Annotated in this window: 15 protein-coding genes; 6 read left to right on the plus strand and 9 right to left on the minus strand. The window is 73.5% G+C overall.

All coding sequences use genetic code 11. From position 1 onward, the window contains the following. Window positions 1–68 precede the first annotated feature (68 nt). Together O7634_RS15155 and O7634_RS15160 are read left to right on the plus strand one after the other, a co-directional pair. Window positions 69–719, plus strand: a complete 651-nt coding sequence (locus O7634_RS15155; protein WP_278150768.1) for a hypothetical protein — start codon at window positions 69–71, stop codon at window positions 717–719. Between the two features lie 43 nt (window positions 720–762). Further along, complete coding sequence (locus O7634_RS15160; protein ID WP_278150769.1) at window positions 763–4,011, plus strand: AAA family ATPase; 3,249 nt, start codon at window positions 763–765, stop codon at window positions 4,009–4,011. 587 nt (window positions 4,012–4,598) lie between these two features. On the opposite strand, the gene O7634_RS15165 is transcribed toward O7634_RS15160, so the two are convergent. Genes O7634_RS15165 through O7634_RS15175 form a run of 3 tightly spaced genes read right to left on the minus strand, consistent with a single transcriptional unit; the run spans window position 4,599 to window position 7,047 of the window. After that, complete coding sequence (locus O7634_RS15165; protein ID WP_278150770.1) at window positions 4,599–5,456, minus strand: ABC transporter permease; 858 nt, start codon at window positions 5,454–5,456, stop codon at window positions 4,599–4,601. Beyond that, entirely contained in the window at window positions 5,453–6,466 is a 1,014-nt protein-coding gene (locus O7634_RS15170; protein WP_278150771.1) for an ATP-binding cassette domain-containing protein, read from the minus strand. Before O7634_RS15170 ends, O7634_RS15165 begins: the two co-directional genes overlap by 4 nt. Before the next feature lie 26 nt (window positions 6,467–6,492). Then, window positions 6,493–7,047 carry an NAD(P)H-dependent oxidoreductase gene (locus O7634_RS15175; RefSeq protein WP_278150772.1) on the minus strand — a complete coding sequence of 185 codons (555 nt, stop codon included), beginning with the start codon at window positions 7,045–7,047 and terminating at the stop codon, window positions 6,493–6,495. A gap of 130 nt (window positions 7,048–7,177) precedes the next feature. Between O7634_RS15175 and O7634_RS15180 the strand changes: the two genes are divergently transcribed. Continuing rightward, on the plus strand, window positions 7,178–7,693 hold the full coding sequence (locus O7634_RS15180; protein WP_278150773.1) for a GNAT family N-acetyltransferase: 516 nt from the start codon (window positions 7,178–7,180) through the stop codon (window positions 7,691–7,693). A 72-nt stretch (window positions 7,694–7,765) separates the two neighbouring features. On the opposite strand, the gene O7634_RS15185 is transcribed toward O7634_RS15180, so the two are convergent. Continuing rightward, window positions 7,766–8,752, minus strand: a complete 987-nt coding sequence (locus tag O7634_RS15185; RefSeq protein ID WP_278150774.1) for an aldo/keto reductase — start codon at window positions 8,750–8,752, stop codon at window positions 7,766–7,768. An 83-nt stretch (window positions 8,753–8,835) separates the two neighbouring features. Continuing rightward, a complete protein-coding gene (locus tag O7634_RS15190; RefSeq protein ID WP_278150775.1) occupies window positions 8,836–9,591 on the minus strand; it encodes an SDR family oxidoreductase in 756 nt (251 codons plus the stop codon). A 102-nt stretch (window positions 9,592–9,693) separates the two neighbouring features. On the opposite strand from O7634_RS15190, the gene O7634_RS15195 reads away from it, so the two are divergent. Beyond that, window positions 9,694–10,545: a helix-turn-helix transcriptional regulator gene (locus O7634_RS15195; protein ID WP_278150776.1), complete on the plus strand. Its 852-nt coding sequence runs from the start codon at window positions 9,694–9,696 to the stop codon at window positions 10,543–10,545. Window positions 10,546–10,599: 54 nt separating this feature from the next. Here O7634_RS15195 and O7634_RS15200 read toward each other — a convergent pair whose 3' ends face one another. From O7634_RS15200 to O7634_RS15215, 4 genes are all read right to left on the minus strand, one after another. Continuing rightward, window positions 10,600–11,451, minus strand: a complete 852-nt coding sequence (locus tag O7634_RS15200; protein ID WP_278150777.1) for an aldo/keto reductase — start codon at window positions 11,449–11,451, stop codon at window positions 10,600–10,602. A gap of 127 nt (window positions 11,452–11,578) precedes the next feature. Next, complete coding sequence (locus O7634_RS15205; RefSeq protein ID WP_278150778.1) at window positions 11,579–12,118, minus strand: DUF1697 domain-containing protein; 540 nt, start codon at window positions 12,116–12,118, stop codon at window positions 11,579–11,581. A 29-nt stretch (window positions 12,119–12,147) separates the two neighbouring features. Continuing rightward, window positions 12,148–12,831, minus strand: coding sequence for a response regulator transcription factor (locus O7634_RS15210; protein ID WP_278150779.1), 684 nt, complete (start codon window positions 12,829–12,831; stop codon window positions 12,148–12,150). Further along, window positions 12,828–13,985 (minus strand): sensor histidine kinase, encoded by a 1,158-nt coding sequence (locus tag O7634_RS15215; protein ID WP_278150780.1) that lies wholly within the window; start codon window positions 13,983–13,985, stop codon window positions 12,828–12,830. The genes O7634_RS15210 and O7634_RS15215 overlap by 4 nt, the downstream gene beginning before the upstream one ends. 169 nt (window positions 13,986–14,154) lie before the next feature. On the opposite strand from O7634_RS15215, the gene O7634_RS15220 reads away from it, so the two are divergent. Together O7634_RS15220 and O7634_RS15225 are read left to right on the plus strand one after the other, a co-directional pair. Next, the gene (locus tag O7634_RS15220) at window positions 14,155–14,904 is read left to right on the plus strand and encodes an ABC transporter ATP-binding protein (RefSeq protein ID WP_278150781.1); all 750 of its coding nucleotides are present in this window, start codon (window positions 14,155–14,157) and stop codon (window positions 14,902–14,904) included. After that, window positions 14,898–17,327, plus strand: coding sequence for an FtsX-like permease family protein (locus tag O7634_RS15225; protein WP_278150782.1), 2,430 nt, complete (start codon window positions 14,898–14,900; stop codon window positions 17,325–17,327). The genes O7634_RS15220 and O7634_RS15225 overlap by 7 nt, the downstream gene beginning before the upstream one ends. The last annotated feature ends 19 nt before the right edge of the window (window positions 17,328–17,346 follow it).

The raw sequence follows: 17,346 nt of genomic DNA on the forward strand, positions 1-17,346 counted from the left end.
CGGGCGGCGGAGCCCGACCGTAGCGTCCGGACGACGGCCCCAAGGCGCTCGATTCGAGGGAGGCGACCATGCGACTGGCCGATGGTGTGGCGGTGCCGGGAGAGCCCGCCCCGGTCACCGTGCGGATGGACCGGTGGAGGGCTGAGCTACCGCCGGATGCCTGGCCCGACACGCTTCCGGCCAGCGGCGAGATCCGCCGGGGCGACGTCTTCGCGGTGGCCGAGGCCTACCGGGCCGGTTCCGCGAGCGCGCGGCAACTCCTGGCCGCCGTGCTCGTCTGGGGTTACGGCCCCATCGGGTACGGCCCGTGGCGTGCCGCCCGCTCGCTCGGTGCCGACCCGGAGGGCGAACGCCTGGCGTACGCGCTCGCGGAGATGTGCGCGTCCGCGCCCGACGAGGGCGCGCTGCGCACCGCCTACTGCCGCTTCCTCGACGCCGGCCAGGCTCGTCTGCCCTGGCTGGGGCCGGGCCTGTTCACGAAGGTCCTCTACTTCGCCGGCTACCGGCGCGGGGCGGGCGGTGTGCAACCGCTGATCCTCGACCGGGTCGTGGCGAGCCAGCTCCCCGCCGAGGCGGGCGTCGGCCGACGATCGCACCGGTGGTCCGCCGAGGAGTGGCTCGGCTACCTGCGGTGGGCGGCAGAGCAGGCCCGACTCCGGGGTGTCGAACCGGACGCGGTGGAGATGACGGTCGCCGGTGCGGGGCGTTCGGTCGGTTAATCCGTCCCGGGTTGTCGGAGGGTTCCAGTACCGTCTGGAAACCATGGACGCGCGGCGCGGCGACGCCATCATCGGGCGGGATCATCCTGTGGCCCTGCTGCGCGCCGAGTTGGACCGCGCGACCACCAGCCACGGCGGCCTCGTCCTGGTCACCGGCGAGCCGGGCATCGGCAAGACGACCCTCGTCACGTCGGCGGCCCGCGAGGCGCGGCAACGTGGCGCACTGGTGTTGGGTGCCGCCTGCTGGGATTCCGACAGCGCTCCCGGCTACTGGCCATGGGTGCAGGTGCTGCGCGGCCTGCGGCGGTCCGCCGACGACTGGGCGGTGGCGCGGCAGTCCGCCGAACCGTCCCTCGCCGCCCTGCTCGGCGAGACCAGCAACGACGACCTGCGCCGGCTCAGCGACGTCTGGGCCTCACCCGACGAGGGCGGGGACGCCGCTGACCAGGAGGCGTTCGCGCTCTACGACGCGGTGACCGCCGCGCTGGTCGCGGTCTCCCAGCGCCGGCCGGTGGTGGTCGTCCTCGACGATCTGCACTGGGCCGATCCGGCCTCGCTGCGGCTGCTGGGCTTCGCCGCCCAGCACACCTGGTTCGAGCGGCTGCTGCTGGTCGGCACCTACCGCGACGCCGAGGTCGAGTCGGGTGAGCACCCGCTGCGTCCCCTACTGATGCCGCTGGTCGCCAAGGCCACCACGATCACCCTCACCGGTCTCGCCCGCGAGGAGGTTGCCGCGCTGATGGCCCGGACCGCCGGGCGACAGCCCGACGCGGACCTCGTCGACGAGGTGCACCGGCGTACCGGGGGCAACCCGTTCTTCATCGAGCAGACCGCGCGGCTCTGGCACGCCGACGAGGCGATCGACGCGATCGCACCCGGCGTCCGGGAAGCGGTCCGACGCCGCCTGGCGCAGTTGCCCGCCGCCGTTGTCGAGGCGCTCACCGTCGCCGCCGTGCTGGGCCGCGAGTTCCATCGCCAGGTCCTCGCCGCCTGTGTAGCCGCCCCGGCGGCGCAGGTCGACCGGCTGCTTGACCGGGCGGTGACCGCCCGACTGGTGATCGCCCGGGGCGGCGGCCGGTTCTCCTTCGCCCACGACCTGGTCCGCGAGACCCTCTACGACGGGCTGGTCGACGACGACCGGCAGGCAGTGCACGCCGCGGTCGTCCGGGCGGTCGACGACCTACGGGAGCTCGCCGACCGGCTGATCCCGGCAGACCTCGCGCGGCACGCCTACCTCGCCGGTCCCGCGCTCGACCCGGCCCGGGTGACGACGCTGCTGGTCGCCGCCGGGCGGGACGCGTTCGCCCGGCTGGCCGGCGACGAGGCGACGGTGCACTTCCGCCGGGCGCTCGAGGTCGTCGAGGACCCGGCGCAACGGGTGCGCATCCTGGTCGAGTTCGCCGAGGGGCACTATCGCCACGCCGACCGGGAGGAGGTCGTACGCCTGCTCGGCGAGGCGGCACGGCTGGCCCGCTCACTCGACGACCCGGTGCTGCTGGCTCGGGTCGCGCTCACCGTCAACCGGGCCCGCCAGGTGCAGACCGCCCACTCCACCGAGACGGCGGAGCTGGTGCGCGAGGCGTACCGGCGGTTGATCGGTGAGCCGGACGCCGCCGCGACGGTCGGCACGCTGATCGCCGACCTGATTACCGCCACCGAGACGATCGCCCGCCGGGGGCAGGACGACGAGGCGCTCACCTTCAGCCTCTGGGCTCGTCACGACACCACCTGGGGCCTGGGCACCGCCCCGATCCGGGCCGCGCTCACGGCCGAGATCCGGGATGTGGCCCGCCGGACCGGCGACCGCGAAACCGAGCTGTGGGCGACCTCGCTGCGCTGGGTGGCGCTGCTCGAACTTGGCGACCCGCGCTTCGTCGAGGAGTTCACCAGCTTCGTCACAGCGGAGCGCCAGGGCGACTTCGCCCGGCATCGGATCGCCGCGACCGTCGACAGAGGGATCATCGCGGCCTTCCGGGGTAACTTCACCGAGGCGGACGAGCGGTACGCCGTCCTCAACGACCACATGGAGCCGGGCACCGCCGAGTTCGGCTTCATGGGCCACCATCTGCGCTGGTCCCGACTGCTGCTGCAGGGTCAGCACGCCGAGGCCGACGCGCTGCTGGACGGGTTGGCGCCGACCGACTACCCCTACCGGGAGCTGCTGCGGGCGATCACCGCGGCGGAACGGGGCGACGACGAGGCGGCCGTTCGGCTGACCGACGGCATCGAGGCGGCCACCATCACGTACCCCCGTCCCGTGGCACCGCTCTGGCTCCTGCTACGCGCGCAGGCCGCCGCCGCGTCCGGCGACCCGGCGCGCTGCGACGCCGCGCGGGCGGCGCTCGCTCCACACGCGGGGGAGTGGGCGGTGGGCCTGTTCGGCTGCGACATCAGCGGCCCGGTTGACCACTGGCTGGCGGTGATCGACGTCGCCCAGCGACGCTGGGACGACGCCGTCGCCGGCTTCACCGCCGCCCATGACTCCGCCGACCGGCTCGGCTCCCGACCCTGGTCGCTCCTCGCCCGCACCGGCCTCGCGCAGGCCCTCGCCGGCCGAGGTAACCCGTGCGACACCGCGACGCTGACCGCGCTGCGCGCTGACCTCGCCCGGGAGGCGACCGCCCTCGGCATGACGCAGGTGCTCGATCGGCTCACCGCCGCGACGCCCGTCGGGGCGACGGTGTCCGCAGGGGCTGCCGGATTCGCCGCGCCCGTCCAGGTCCCACCGGCGGCGCCTCCCCCCAGGGAGTACGAGTTCCGGCGCGACGGGCCGGTGTGGCAGCTCGCGTACGACGGGGTCGTGGTGCACCTGCCCGACGCCAAGGGTCTGCACGACCTGCATCTGCTGCTCAGCCGACCGGGAAGCGACGTGCCAGCGGTGGAGCTGCTCGATCCGGCGGCGGGGCCCGAGCTGGTCGCCGCCCGCCGGATGGGCGCCGATCCGGTCCTCGACGACGAGGCGAAGGCCCGCTACCGGCGACACCTGGCACGCCTCGACGAGGCGATCGACAGCGCCGCCGCACGCGATGATGCTCGGAGGGTGTCCGCGTTGGACGCCGAGCGGAGCGCGTTGCTCGATGAGCTGCGGGCGGCGGCGGGGCTGGCCGGCCGGAGCCGCCGCCTTGGCGACGAGGCGGAACGGGCCCGCAAGACGGTGACCGCCCGCATCCGGGACACGCTGCGCAAGCTCGACGAGCGGCACCCCGCCCTGGCGGCGCACCTGCGCGACTCCGTCTCCACCGGAACCACCTGCCGCTACCTGCCGCCCACCCCACCCCCCTGGCGCCTCTAACCCCCACCACCCCTCCCCAGTCCCCTCCACCGCCCCCTCCCTACTTGGTTGATCATGAAGTTATTGCCGACGGTAAGCGCTTTCCAGGGCAATAACATCATGATCAACGGGTCTTGCGGGGCGGGTCTTGTGGGGCGGGTCTTGCGGGGCGGGTCTTGCGGGGGTGGGTCTCGTGGGGGTGGGGTTGGGGGGTCTGGGTCGGGGGTCGGGTTGATCCACTCGGGGTCATCGAAGCCGGGGTATCCGGGGTGGGGGGAAGGCCCGACTTCATGGAAGGCGTGTTGATCCCGGCCCGGCTCGGCCTGGCCCGGCCCGGCTCGGCCTGGCCCGGCCCGGCTCGGCCTGGCCCGGCTCGGCTCGGCCTGGCCCGGCTCGGCTCGGCCTGGCCCGGCTCGGCTCGGCCTGGCCCGGCTCGGCTCGGCCTGGCCCGGCCTGGCCCGGCTCGGCTCGGCCTGGCCCGGCCTGGCCCGGCCTGGCCCGGCCTGGCCCGGCCTGGCCTGGCCCCGCCCCGCCCCGCCTTGGGATGCGGGGGCGGGGCGGGGTGGGGCGCGGGATTGTCGGGGCGGGGGCGTGGGCGTGTGCGGGGTTCAGCGGCGGTTGTACTTGTACATGGTCAGGGTGCCGAAGACGAGTATGAATCCGGCGCTCCAGGTCAGTAGCCACATCGTGGCCGACGGGTCGGAGTCACCGCTCATCACGCCGCGGATCGCGGACACCAACTGCGTCACCGGGTTGGCCTTCACGAACGCCTGGAGCCAGCCCGGCATGGTGCTCGGCTCGACGAAGACGTTGCTCAGGAAGGTCAGCGGAAACAGCACCATCATGCTGACGCCCATCACCGACTTCTCGCTGCGCAGGATGAGCCCGAAGAACGTCCACACCCAGGAGAACGCGAACGAGAAGACGACGAGCAGCCCGATCCCGGCGACGACGCCGACCGCTCCACCCTCCGGTCGGAACCCGAGTGCCAGCCCCAGGCCCAGGATCACCACCGCCGCGAGCACGTAGCGGAGCACGTCGCCGAAGATCATGCCGACCAGGGCGGACGGACGCCAGACGGGCAGCGTCCGGAACCTGTCGAAGATGCCCTTCTCGATGTCGGTGTTGAGGCCGATGCCGGTGTACATGGTGATCATGACGACGCTCGTCACCATGATGCCGGGCAGGAAGAACTGAAGGTATTCGCGCGGGCTTCCGGCGAGGGCGCCACCGAAGAGGTACGTGAACATCAGCACCATGATGATCGGGAACGCGGTCACGTCGAAGAGCTGCTCCGGCACGTGCTTGATCTTCAGCATGGCGCGCCAGCCGAAGGTGAGCGACGCGCTGAGCGGGCTGGGTCGGGGCGGCCGGGCGCCGGGCGCGAGCACTGTCGACAGCGCCTCGGCGGACGGGACGTAGACGGACGGCGCCCGTTCGGCGGTAGTGGTCGTGGTGTCGGTCATCGGGCTGCCTCCAGGTGCTCGTCGTGCTCGTCGGCGGGCACGGCGGGGTGATCGGTCAGGGCCAGGAAGACCTCGTCCAGGCTGGGCTGGCCGAGGGAGAAGTTGTCCACGACGATCCCGGCCCGGGAGAGGTCACTGAGGAGTCGGGCGGCCTGGGCGCTGGCGTCGAGGTCGGTGCCGGCCTCACCGACCCGGGCGGTCAACGCCACCGGGTCGGCGGCGAGCTGCACCGGCACCTCGAGCGCCTCGCGCAGCACCCGCTCCGCCTCGGGCCGCTGCCCCGGATCGCGCAGCCGCAGGTGCACGGTGCCGGAGCCGACCGACGACTTCAACTCACCCGGGGTGCCCTCCGCGATCACCCGGCCATGGTCGACGACTGCGATCCGTCCGGCGAGCTGGTCGGCTTCGTCGAGGTACTGCGTGGTCAGCAGGACTGTCGTGCCGTGCGACACCACCGCCCGCACGATCTCCCACACCTGGTTACGGCTGCGCGGGTCGAGACCCGTCGTCGGCTCGTCGAGGAAGAGCAGATCGGGGGTGTTGAGGATGCTGGCGGCGATGTCGATGCGCCGGCGCATGCCACCCGAGTACTTCTTCACCTGGCGGTCGCTGGCGTCGGTCAGACCGAACGCGGCGAGCAGGGCCGCCGCGCGCTCGCGGGCGGCCGGCTTGCGTAGGCCGAGCAGGCGGCCCAGGAGCACCAGGTTCTCCGTACCGGTCAGGTCCTCGTCCACTGAGGCGTACTGGCCGGTGAGGCTGACCCGGGAGCGGACCTTGTCGGCCTCGGCGACAACGTCGTGTCCGAAGACCCGGGCCGAGCCGCCGTCGGGCCGCAGCAGCGTCGCGAGCACCCGGACGGCGGTGGTCTTGCCCGCGCCGTTCGGGCCGAGCAGCCCGTAGACGGTGCCGGCGGGCACCCGCAGGTCGATGCCGGCCAACGCGCGGGTGTCCCCGAACGAGCGGGTGAGCCCCTCGGCCTCGATGGCCAGGCCGGTGCTGCGTCTACTCATGTCGTACCTTTCGTTCTGGGCGTGGGTCAGGAGACGTAGGGACGGGCCGCCCGCGCGTCGCGGAGGGCCAGACCCCACCAGCGGAGCTGGTCGAGCAGAGCGTCGGCGTCGCGGCGCAGCTCGTCGACGCACCGCGCTGTCGGCTCGCCGGCCAGCAGGTCGATCCCGACGACGTCGCGCACCATCATCGCGTGCAGTGCGGTGAAGACGGTGCGGAGCTGGTCGACGGCGTGCAGACCGGTGGACCGACAGCCGTACGACACGAAGCCGACCGCCTTGGCCTGCCACTCGTCATACGCGTAGTCGATCGCCTGTTTCAAGGGTGCCGGGAAACTGTGGTTGTACTCGGGGGTGACCACGACGAACGCGTCCGCCCGACCGACAGCGCCGACGAACGCCCGGATGGATGCTGTCGGCTCCGCGGGAAAGCTTGCCGGAAAGTCGTAGTCGCTGAGGTCAACGACGGTGACCGTCAGGTCGTCGTGCCGCTCGGCCTGCTCCACGAACCAGCGGGCGACCCGGTCGCCGGCCCGCCCCTCCCGGGTGCTGCCGACGATCACGGCGATCCGTAACGGTGTCACCGCCACCCCCTCTCACTGTCAGGGCGCGAGGCGGCGATCGGCCGCCCGCTAGATCCGATCTAGCGGGCGGCGTTTCGGCGGGAAATGTCGGTGGGGTCGGCTTGACTGGGACCGACGAACAGGGGACGGAATGACACAGGTGCGCATCGAGCCGTGGCGCGACGACGACCTCGACCTGCTGCGGCAGCTCAACTCACCGGAGACGCGCCAGCACACCGGCGGTCCGGAGAGCGACGAGCAGGTGCTCGCCCGGCACGACCGGTACGTGCACTTCGCCGACACCGGGCAGGGGTGCATGTTCACACTCGTGCTGCCGGACGGCGCGCGGGTCGGCAGCGTCGGCTACTGGGCCCGCGAGTGGCGCGAGCAGCAGGTGTACGAGCTGGGCTGGGCGATGCTGCCCGCGTACCGGGGGCGAGGGCTGGCCACCGCCGCGGTGCGCGCGGCCCTCGACGTGGTCCGCGGCCGGCGGGATCGCCGCTACGCGCACGCCTACCCGTCGGTGGACAACCCCGCCTCGAACGCGGTGTGTCACAAGGCGGGGTTCACGCTGCTCGGCGAGATCGATTTCGAATACCCACCGGGGCACCTGATGCGCGCCAACGACTGGCAGCTCGACCTGACCGTCCCGCCGACCGAAGGTTGAGGTCGGCGGGACGGAGACGGCGCTGCCACGGCCACGGGACGGGCCACGGCGACGGAACGGCCTGCCGGCAGGTCACCAGGTGGTGTCGAGGCGGTGCCGCTGCTCGGCGGTCAGCTCCAGGTCCACCGCCGCCAGGCTCTCCTCCAGTTGCGCCACCGAGGAGGCGCCCACCAGCGGAATGGACGGCAGCTCGCCGCCCAGCAACCAGGCGAGCACCACCTGGTTGACCGTCGCGCCGCACTGCTCGGCCACGTCCCGCAGCGCCGCCAGTCGCCGGGGTGCGCTCGGCAGGTCGTACGCCGCGCTGAGCGGTTTGTCGGTCCGGGTGTAGGCCCCCTTGAGCAGCGGCGAGTACGCCACCAGCGTCAGCTCGGGTTCCGCGCGCAGGTAACTGAGCAGGTCACCGCCGACGCCGCCCGGCTCGCCGTCCGGGTCCAGGTCGCTGGCCAGGTCGGTGCGGTTCGGCAGGTAACTGCGGTGGTACTGGAGCACCTCGTACCCGGGCAGCCCGGCGGCGGCGGCCAGCGCGCGGGCCCGCTCCACCCGCCAGGCCCGGTGGTTGCTCGCGCCCAGCAGACCGACGGTGCCCTCGGCGACCAGCTCGGCGAAGCCCTCCACGGTCTCCTGGAGTGGCACCGTGCGGTCCTCGATGTGCGCGTAGAGCAGGTCCAGTCGTTCCACGCCGAGCCGGTCCCGGCTGCGCTCCGCCGACTCGCGGATCACCTTCGCGGACAGGCCCTCGGCGTTGTCCAGGTAGCTGGTGCCCGGCGCCAGCGGCCGGGCGCCCAGCTTCGTGGCGATGACGATCTCGGCTCCGATGCCCCGGCTGCGTCGCCACCGGCCGAGCAGCTCCTCGCTCTGCCCGCCCTGCCCGCCGTCCACCCAGAAGGCGTAGTTGTCGGACGTGTCGATGAACGTGCCGCCGGCCTCGACGTACCGGTCGAGGATCGCGTACGAGGTGGCCTCGTCGGTGGCGCTGCCGAAGAGCATCGCGCCGAGGCTGAGCACGCTCACCTCGCGCCGGGTGGCCGGGTCGGCGCCGATCGTGCGGTACCGCATGGGGATCTCCTTCCGTGCGCCCTACCGGTGGGCGCACCGATCACCCTGCAGGCTGGAGCGCGCTCCAGGTCAAGCGTCGACGGTCACCAGGGCAGCGGGCCGTACCCGCCGCCGGCGTCCATCTGGTAGCCCCAGAGCTGGCCGCTCGGCCCGTCCGCGGGCAGCGTCGCCAGTCGCACGCTCACCTCGGCGCCCTGCTCGGCGCTGCGGAAGCCGCTGTTGCCGTTGAAATCGGTGGCGCAGTAGCCCGGGTTGGCCGCGTTCACCTTGATCGGGGTGTCCCGCAGCTCCTTGGCGTACATGGCGGTGAGCATGTTCAGCGCCGCCTTCGACGACGGGTAGGGCACCGAGGTCAGCCCGAACAGCGCCCCGTTCGGGTCGGTCATCACGGTGATCGAGCCGACCTCGCTGGAGACGTTGACGATCCGCGCGGCCGGGGCCCGACGCAGCGCCGGCAGCAGGGCGTTGGTCACCGCCGCCACGCCGAAGACGTTCGTCTCGTACAGCCGGCGCAGGGTCGCCACCGTCGTCTCGCTGGGCAGCCCGCTCGTACCGTCGGCGAGGACGATGCCGGCGTTGTTGACCAGGACGTCCAGCCGGCCGTAGTCAGCCTCGACCAGCGTCGCGACGGCCGCCACCGACTCGGCGTCGGTGACGTCCAGTGGCACGAAGCGGGCGTCGACGCCGCCGTCGCGCAGCCTGCGCTCGGCGGCCCGGCCGCGCTCGGCGTCCCGCGCCCCGACCAGGACTGTCATGCCGAGGCTGCCGAGCTGCCCGGCGGTGGCGAAGCCGATTCCCTTGTTGGCCCCGGTGACCAGGGCGATCATGTTCGTCGTCATGCCGTCGACGATGTCCGGACGGCGGCGACGGTGGGAGAGACCGGTGCAGGCTGGGTCCAGCGGTACCACCCTCGCCGCCGCCGGTTGCGGCAAGCTGGGGAGATGGACCGCACCTGCCTGCGACGCGACGAACTGGCGGCGTTCCTGCGCAGCCGCCGCGCCCGGTTGCGCCCCGCCGAGGTCGGCCTCCCCGACGGGGTACGGCGTCGCACCCCCGGCCTGCGCCGGCAGGAGGTGGCCCAGCTCGCTGGCATGTCTGTCGACTACTACATCCGCATCGAGCAGGCCCGCGGCCCGCAGCCGTCCCGGCAGGTGCTCTCCGCGTTGGCCCGGGCGCTGCTGCTGACCCGGGACGAGCGCGAGTACCTGTTCCGGGTGGCGGGGGAGAGCCCGCCGGCGAAGGCCGGACCGAGCCGGGAGGTGACGCCCGGACTGCGGCACCTCATCGACGCGATGACCGAGACTCCGGCGTACCTCGTCGACGCGGCGTACCACGTGCTGGCCTGGAACCGGCTCGCCACGTACTTCGTCGGGGATCTTGCGACGGTGCCCACCGCGGACCGCAACATGATTCGCATGATCTTCCGTCAACCCGCGGCGGCCCACTCCTGGTCCGACCCGGAGATGGTCCGGTTCGTCCGTACCTCGGTCGCCGACCTGCGCGCCGCCTACGGTCGCTATCCCGGCGACCGGGCGGTGCAGGACCTGGTGACCGAGCTGCTCGGTGCCTCGCCCCGGTTCGCCCAGCTCTGGGCCGAACACGAGGTGGCCGAACGGCGACCCGTCGTGAAGCGGGTGCCGCACCCGGAACTGGGGCCGTTGGAGTTCGAGTGTCGGGTGCTGCACGTGCCGGAGACCGACCAGCGGATGATCGTCTACGTCCCGGAGCCGGGCTCGCCGACCCAGAGGGCGTTCCGCCGGCTCGCCGAGCGCGTCGCCATGGCCGGGCCGTGAGTGGTGCCGCGCCGGCATGGCCATGCCGGCGCGGCACACCGCTCGTGGAAAGAGTCAGTTGGGCAGGTAGGCGAAGGTGTCCGGGTTCGGGCCCTGCCGCCCGGCCTCGCCCTTGTCCAGATTGGTGATCCGCTCCATCGCCGCGTCGTCCAACTCGAAGTCGAAGATGCGGATGTTCTCCTCGATCCGCTTCGGGGTGGTCGACTTCGGGAAGACGATGTCGCCGCGCTGCACGTGCCAGCGGAGCACCACCTGCGCCGGGGTCCGGCCGAGCTGCTCGGCGAGGTCGACCACCGTCGGGTCGTCGAGGACCTTGCCCTGCGCGATCGGCGACCACGCCTCGGTGAGGATGCCGTGCGCGCGGCCGTAGGCGCGGACCTCCTCGTTACCGAAGTACGGGTGCGCCTCGATCTGGTTGACCGCCGGCACCACGCTCGCCTCGTCGGCCAGCCGCTCCAGGTGCGGCACCTGGAAGTTCGACACGCCGACCGAGCGGGCCCGGCCGTCGCGCTGGAACTCCTCCAGCACCTTCCAGGTGGCGACGTAGTCGCCGTCGTACAGCGTCGGCAGCGGCCAGTGGATGAGGAACAGGTCGATGTAGTCCATCTTCAACGCCGACAGCGTCGAGTCGAACGCCCGGCGGGCGTCGTCGGGGCGGTGGAAGGCGTTGCTCAACTTGCTGGTCACGTAGACCGAGCCCCGGTCGAGGCCGGACTGGCGCACCGCCTCGCCGACCTCGGCCTCGTTGCCGTACATCTCGGCGGTGTCGATGTGCCGGTAGCCCACCTCGAGCGCGGTGGTCACCGCGGCCACGGTGTCCTTCGGCTCGATCTGGAACACCCCGAAGCCGAGCTGTGGAATGGTGCTGCCGTCGTTCAGGCTGATGTCGGGAATGGTGTTGGCCACTGCGGCTCCTTCGCGTCGTCTTCGTTGCCTGTCATCCATACCCGGCAGGCCTGCCGAATCACCGCACAACGCGGCGTGACGCGGGCAACGCCGGGACGGTTCACCCGGTCGGGTGCCCCGCCGGCGGTCAGCCGTCGGCCATGGCGGCCAGGGCCCGCACCGACTTCCAGTTCCGGCTGGTCGCCACCACGCCGAGCTTCTTCTCCAGGTACGCGTTGGTGAACTTCGACCGCCCGTACCCGCCGTCGACGTAGTGCAGGAAGACCTCCCGGCCGGTCACCGTGAACGACACGTTCTCGGCGCCGGGCACGGCGAGAGCGGCCACCGCGGCCGGGGCCGGCGCTGTCGCGAGGAAGGCCACCATGAGCCGCGTGGGGTCGTCCTCCCGGTCGGCGTACGGGTTGCCGCCGGCCACCGCCGCCAGCTCCCGGCCGCTGCGCACCAGCACCGGCACCGTCAGGGACAGCTCGTCGGCGAGCGCCCGCTCGATCCCGGCGGCCAGCTTCTCCGCGTCCCGCACCGTGCTGCCGAAGGCCACGTTGCCGCTCTGGAGGTACGTCTTCACGTCCTCGTGCCCGAGGTCGCCGACGATCCGGCGCAGGTCGGCCATCGCCAGGCGGGTGCTGCCGACGTTGACCCCGCGCAGCAGGGCGACGTACCGGGTCATGGTTCCTCCAGCGGGTGCGGGCGACGCGGTCAGCCTAGGCCGGTCGGTCCCGTCCCGCCGGGACCCACCAGGCCCGTCTCGTACGCGACGATGACCAGTTGCGCGCGGTCGCGCACCGCCAGCTTCGTCAACAACCGCCCGACGTGGGTCTTGACGGTGGCGGGGCTGAGGTGCAGGTGCGTGGCCAGCTCCGCGTTGGACAGGCCCCGGGCGATGAGCGTGAGCACCTCCCGTTCCCGTTCGGTCACCCCGTCGAGCTGTCGGGGCAGCGGCCGGCTCGGCTCCGGTCGCCGGGCGAACTCGTCGATCAGCCGGCGGGTCACCGTCGGCGCGAGCAGCCCCTCACCGGAGGCGACCACCCGGATGCCGGTCAACAGGTCGGCCGGCGGGGTGTCCTTGAGCAGGAAGCCGCTCGCCCCGGCGCGCAGCGCCCCGTAGACGTACTCGTCCAGGTCGAACGTCGTCAGGATGATGACCCGGGTGCCGGCCGTCGCCGGGTCGGCGCAGATCCTCCGGGTCGCCTCGATGCCGTCCATCTCCGGCATCCGGACGTCCATCAGCACCACGTCCGGCCGGTGCTGCCCGGTCAACGCCACAGCCTGCAACCCGTTGCCCGCCTCGGCCACCGTCGTGCAGTCCGCGCTGAGGTCCACCAGCAACCGGAAGCTGCCGCGCAGCAGCGCCTGGTCGTCGGCGATCAGCACGCGGATCACGCGGCCACCCGGTAGGGCAGGCGGGCCGTCACCGCGAAGCCGCCGTCGTTCCGGGGGCCGGCGCGGAACTCCCCGCCGTGCAACGCCACCCGTTCCCGCATGCCGGTCAACCCGTGCCCCTCCCCGACGGTCGACACCGGTCGCCGGCCGTCGTCGGTCACCTCCACCCGGACCTCGGTCGGCAGAACCGTCACCGTCGCCCGGCAGGCGGCCGGCGCGGCGTGCTTCACCACGTTCGTCACCGCCTCCTGCACGATCCGGTAGACAGCGAGGCCCACCGACTCCGGCACCGTACCGGCCGGTTCCTCCCGCCGTACGTCCAGCCGTACCTCGACCCCGCCGATCGCCGCCTGCTCGGCGAGCGATGACAGCTCGTCCAAACCGGGCGTCGGGGCGTACGGGGCGCCGTCCCGCAGGACGCCGAGCACCCGACGCACGTCGGTGAGCGCGCCGCGGCCGGTCTCCTCGATCACCCGCAGGGCGGCGCCCGCCTCCCGGGGGTCCGCCTCGGCGACGTGGTTGGCGACGGCTGCCTTGACCACGATGAGACTCAGCGTGTGGGCCACCACGTCGTGCAGCTCACGTGCCACCCGCAGGCGCTCCTCGGTGGCGGCCTGCCGGACCAGGTGGTCGCTCTGCCGGGCGGCCAGGGCACGGCGCTCCCGGATCGACCAGCCGATCAACCAGGCTGGCGCGATCATGACGAGGGCGTACGCGACCGCCCCGGTGCGTGACCAGAGGTCACCGGCGGTCAGCACCAGCGCGACACTGACCAGGGCGAGGCACCCGGCGGCGCTGAGCATCGACCGGCGCGTGGTCGTCGACACGGCCACCGTGTAGAAGGACAGGCCGATGGCGAGGGCCGGCGCGGCGGCGGCGAAGTTGGGGATCACACCGGCGGCCAGCGCGGCGGCGGCGATCACGCTGATCAGCACGGCGACGGGGACCGGCCAGCGCCGCCGGGCGGCCAACGGCAACCCGAGCGCCATCCCGACGAGCACCGACAGCCAGAGCGGTTCGCGTACGCCGCCGTGCAGCGGCGACTCCAGCGCCGCGTACGGGCAGAGGAATCCGCCGACCGCCACGGCCAGGACGGCGTCCAGGACGTACAGATCCTTCGGCCGCAGTCGACGGGACAGCAGATGAGCGATCACCCGACGAACGCTATCGACCGACGGCGGCGGGCGCGTCCACCCGTGGGCCGTCATCCCCGGGTACGGCGTCCGACCGCCGCGCGCGTCCGGGATCCGCCCACGGGCGGGTCGGGGAGTGTCCGCGCTGGCACGACGCGCGGGGCCGGCCCGAGGCGGCACCGTGACGGTCATGACCACAGACACGGTGACCCTGACCGGGCTGCGCGCGGTGTACGGCAGCAGGAGCCGACCGGTGACGGCACTCGACGGCGTGACGACGAGCTTCGCGAGCGGCACGTTCACGGCGGTGATGGGCCCCTCCGGTTCGGGGAAGTCCACACTGCTGCACTGCGCCGCGGGATTGGACAGCCCGACGGAGGGGGTCGTCACGATCGACGGCGTCCGCCTGAACGACCTCGGCGAGGACGAGCTGACCCGGCTACGGCGGGACCGGATCGGCTTCGTCTTCCAGGCGTTCAACCTGGTGTCCACGCTGACCGCCGCGCAGAACGTCGAGCTGCCGTCACGCCTGGCCGGTCGCCGTCCACCGGCCCGCGACGTCGCCGCCGCGTTGGACGCCGTCGGGCTGGCCGACCGGGCCGGACACCGGCCGAGCGAGTTGTCCGGCGGCGAGCAGCAGCGCGTCGCCGTGGCCCGAGCGTTGATCACCCGCCCGGCGGTGCTCTTCGCCGACGAGCCGACCGGCGCGTTGGACAGCGCGGCGTCCCGGCAGGTGCTGCGGCTGCTGCGCGGGTTGGTTGACGAGCACGGGCAGACGGTGGTGATGGTGACCCACGATCCCACCGCCGCCGCGTACGCCGACCGGGTGGTCCTGCTCGCCGACGGGCGGATCGTCGACGAGCTGACCGACGGGATCACCGCTGCCGCTGTCGCCGCCCGGATCGCCGAGCGGGAGACCGTCGGGGAGCGGTCGTGCTGAGCGTCCGGCGTTCGGCGAGCGCGTTCGTTGCCGTCGCCATCGGGGTCGCGCTGGTCGCGGCGGCAACGGTGCTGCTCGCCTCCGGGCGTCCGCAGGCGCCGGAACGGCTGGCCCGCGCGGCGGTGGTGGTGCAGAGCCCGGAGGCGGGCGCCTCGGCCGACTCGTTCGTGCCGTCCCGCCCGTGGTCCTCCGCCGTCGCGGCCGACCTCGCCGGCAGGCTGGCCGACCTGCCGGGTGTCGCGGCGGCGGTACCGGACCGGACCTTCCACGCCCAGGTGCTCGTCGACGGCCGTCCCGCGGTCGCCGACACCCGGCGGGAGGACGCCCACCAGGGGCACGGCTGGTCCAGCGCCCAGTTGGGCGGACTGCGTCCCACCGCCGGGGAGCCGCCCCGGCGGGCCGGCGAGGTGGTCGTCGACAGGGCGCTCGGGTTGCGCGTCGGCGCTTCGGTCACACTCGTCACCGGAACCGGCCCGGAGCCGTACACGGTGAGCGGCCTGGTCGACGCGCCCGGCGTGCACGTCGTGGACGAGGTCGCCGCGACCCTCGCCCCCGGCGTACGCGCGATCGGTCTGCTGCTCGCGCCCGGCGCCGACCGGGAGCGGGTCGCCCTGGCGGCCCGGGCTGTCGTCGGCGGCGACGGGCGGGTGTTGACCGGCGACGCGCGCGGCGCGCTGGAGCCTCGCGGCGACGCCTATACCCGCTGGGTCGGCATGCAGGTGCTCACCGCCACGGCGGCCCTCGCCGGCTTCGTCACGGTGTTCGTGGTCGCCTCCACCTTCGCGCTCACCACCGCGCAGCGCCGGCGCGAGCTGGGACTGCTGCGCGCCGTGGGCGCCACCGGACGCCAGGTCCGCCGCCTGGTGTGCGCCGAGGCGCTGGTCGTCGGCGCCGGTGGCGGACTCGTCGGCCTGCTGACCGGCGCGGGGCTCGCCCCGGCGGTGGGTCGGCTGCTCGTGGACGCGGGTCTGGAGCCGGCGACGTTCGCGGTCCGCTACCACCTCTGGCCGGTGGCGGTCTCGCTCGTCGCCGGGCCGGTGATCGCGCTGCTGGCCGTCTGGTCGACGTCGCGACGGGCGGCGCGGGTCCGCCCGCTGGAGGCGCTGCGCGAGGCCGCGGTGGAGCAGCGACCGATCGGGCGGGTACGCGTCGCCACCGGGGCGCTGCTCGTCGCGGCGGGGATCGCCCTCAGCGTCGGCACGGCGACCTCGGACGAGGCCCGGATCGCCGCGCAGTACGCCCTCTACGCGGTGATGGCTCTGGTGGCCGGTGCCACGGTGCTCGCCCCGGCGGTGATCGGGCCGGTCGTCCGGCTGCTGCGGTCCCCGGTGCGTCGCCCCGGTGGCGCGATCGGGATGCTGGTCCGTGCCGCCGCGTTGACCGCCACCCGGCGGACCGCCGCCATCGCCGCGCCGGTGCTGCTCACCGTCGCGTTCGCGGTGCTGGTGTCCGGGATGGTGCGTACCACCAGCGCCGCGTACGCGGCAGGCCGGGCGGACACCGTGAACGCCGGTTGGATCGTCGTGCCCGACCGGGCCCCCGGTCTGTCCGACGCTGCCGTCGCCGCCACCGGCGGCACCGCCCTGCTGCCGACCACCGTCTACCGCACCGACCCCGGGGCCCCGCCGCCGAACCGGCCGCTGACCGCGCTCGGTGTGGACCCGGTGGGCTTCGCCGCCGCCAACCGGGTGCTCACCGTCGTCGCCGGTTCGGTGGACGACCTGCGCGGCGACGACACGGTGGTGGTCACCGCGGCGGCGAACCTACGGCCGTCCGCGTCGTACGAGGTGGTCTTCGCCGACGGGACGACGGTGTCGCTGCGCGTCGTGGCGGTGGTCACCGACGACTCGATCCCCGGCGACCTGCTGGTGCCCCGGGCGGCGGTACGGACGCACGACCCGTCGGCCCTGACGTCCACCGTGTACGTCCGGGACCGGATCGACCCGCCCGCCGGGGCGCGGATCGTCGACGTCGCCACCTGGGCGGCCGAGGCGGACGCCGCCGAGGACCGCCTGGTCTGGCTGTTCACGTTGCTGCTGATCGGGGTGTCCGCCGGTTACGGGGCCATCGCGGTGGCCAACACGTTGGTGCTGGCCGCCGCCGGTCGGGCCACCGACCTGCGACTGGTCCGGCTGGCCGGAGCGACCCGGCGGCAGGTGATCTGGCTGGTCACCGCGGAGTCCGCGCTGGTGGTGCTGATCGGCGCGCTGCTCGGTGGCGCTGTCGCGTTCGCCGGCCTGCTCAGCATCCGCGCCGGGCTCGCCGAGCAGGTCGGCGCTCCGGTCGACCTGGTGGTGCCCTGGTCGGTCGTCGGTGGGGCGGTGGGACTGTGCCTGTTGCTGGCGGTGCTGGCCAGCGTGCTGCCGACGTGGCGGTCGTTGCGGCACTGGCCCGCCCGGTCGCGGGTCGGCGTCGCCGGTTGACCGGGCCGGCGGACCGGCG

The sequence above is a fragment of the Micromonospora sp. WMMD1120 genome (assembly GCF_029626235.1).
GTDB lineage: Bacteria > Actinomycetota > Actinomycetes > Mycobacteriales > Micromonosporaceae > Micromonospora.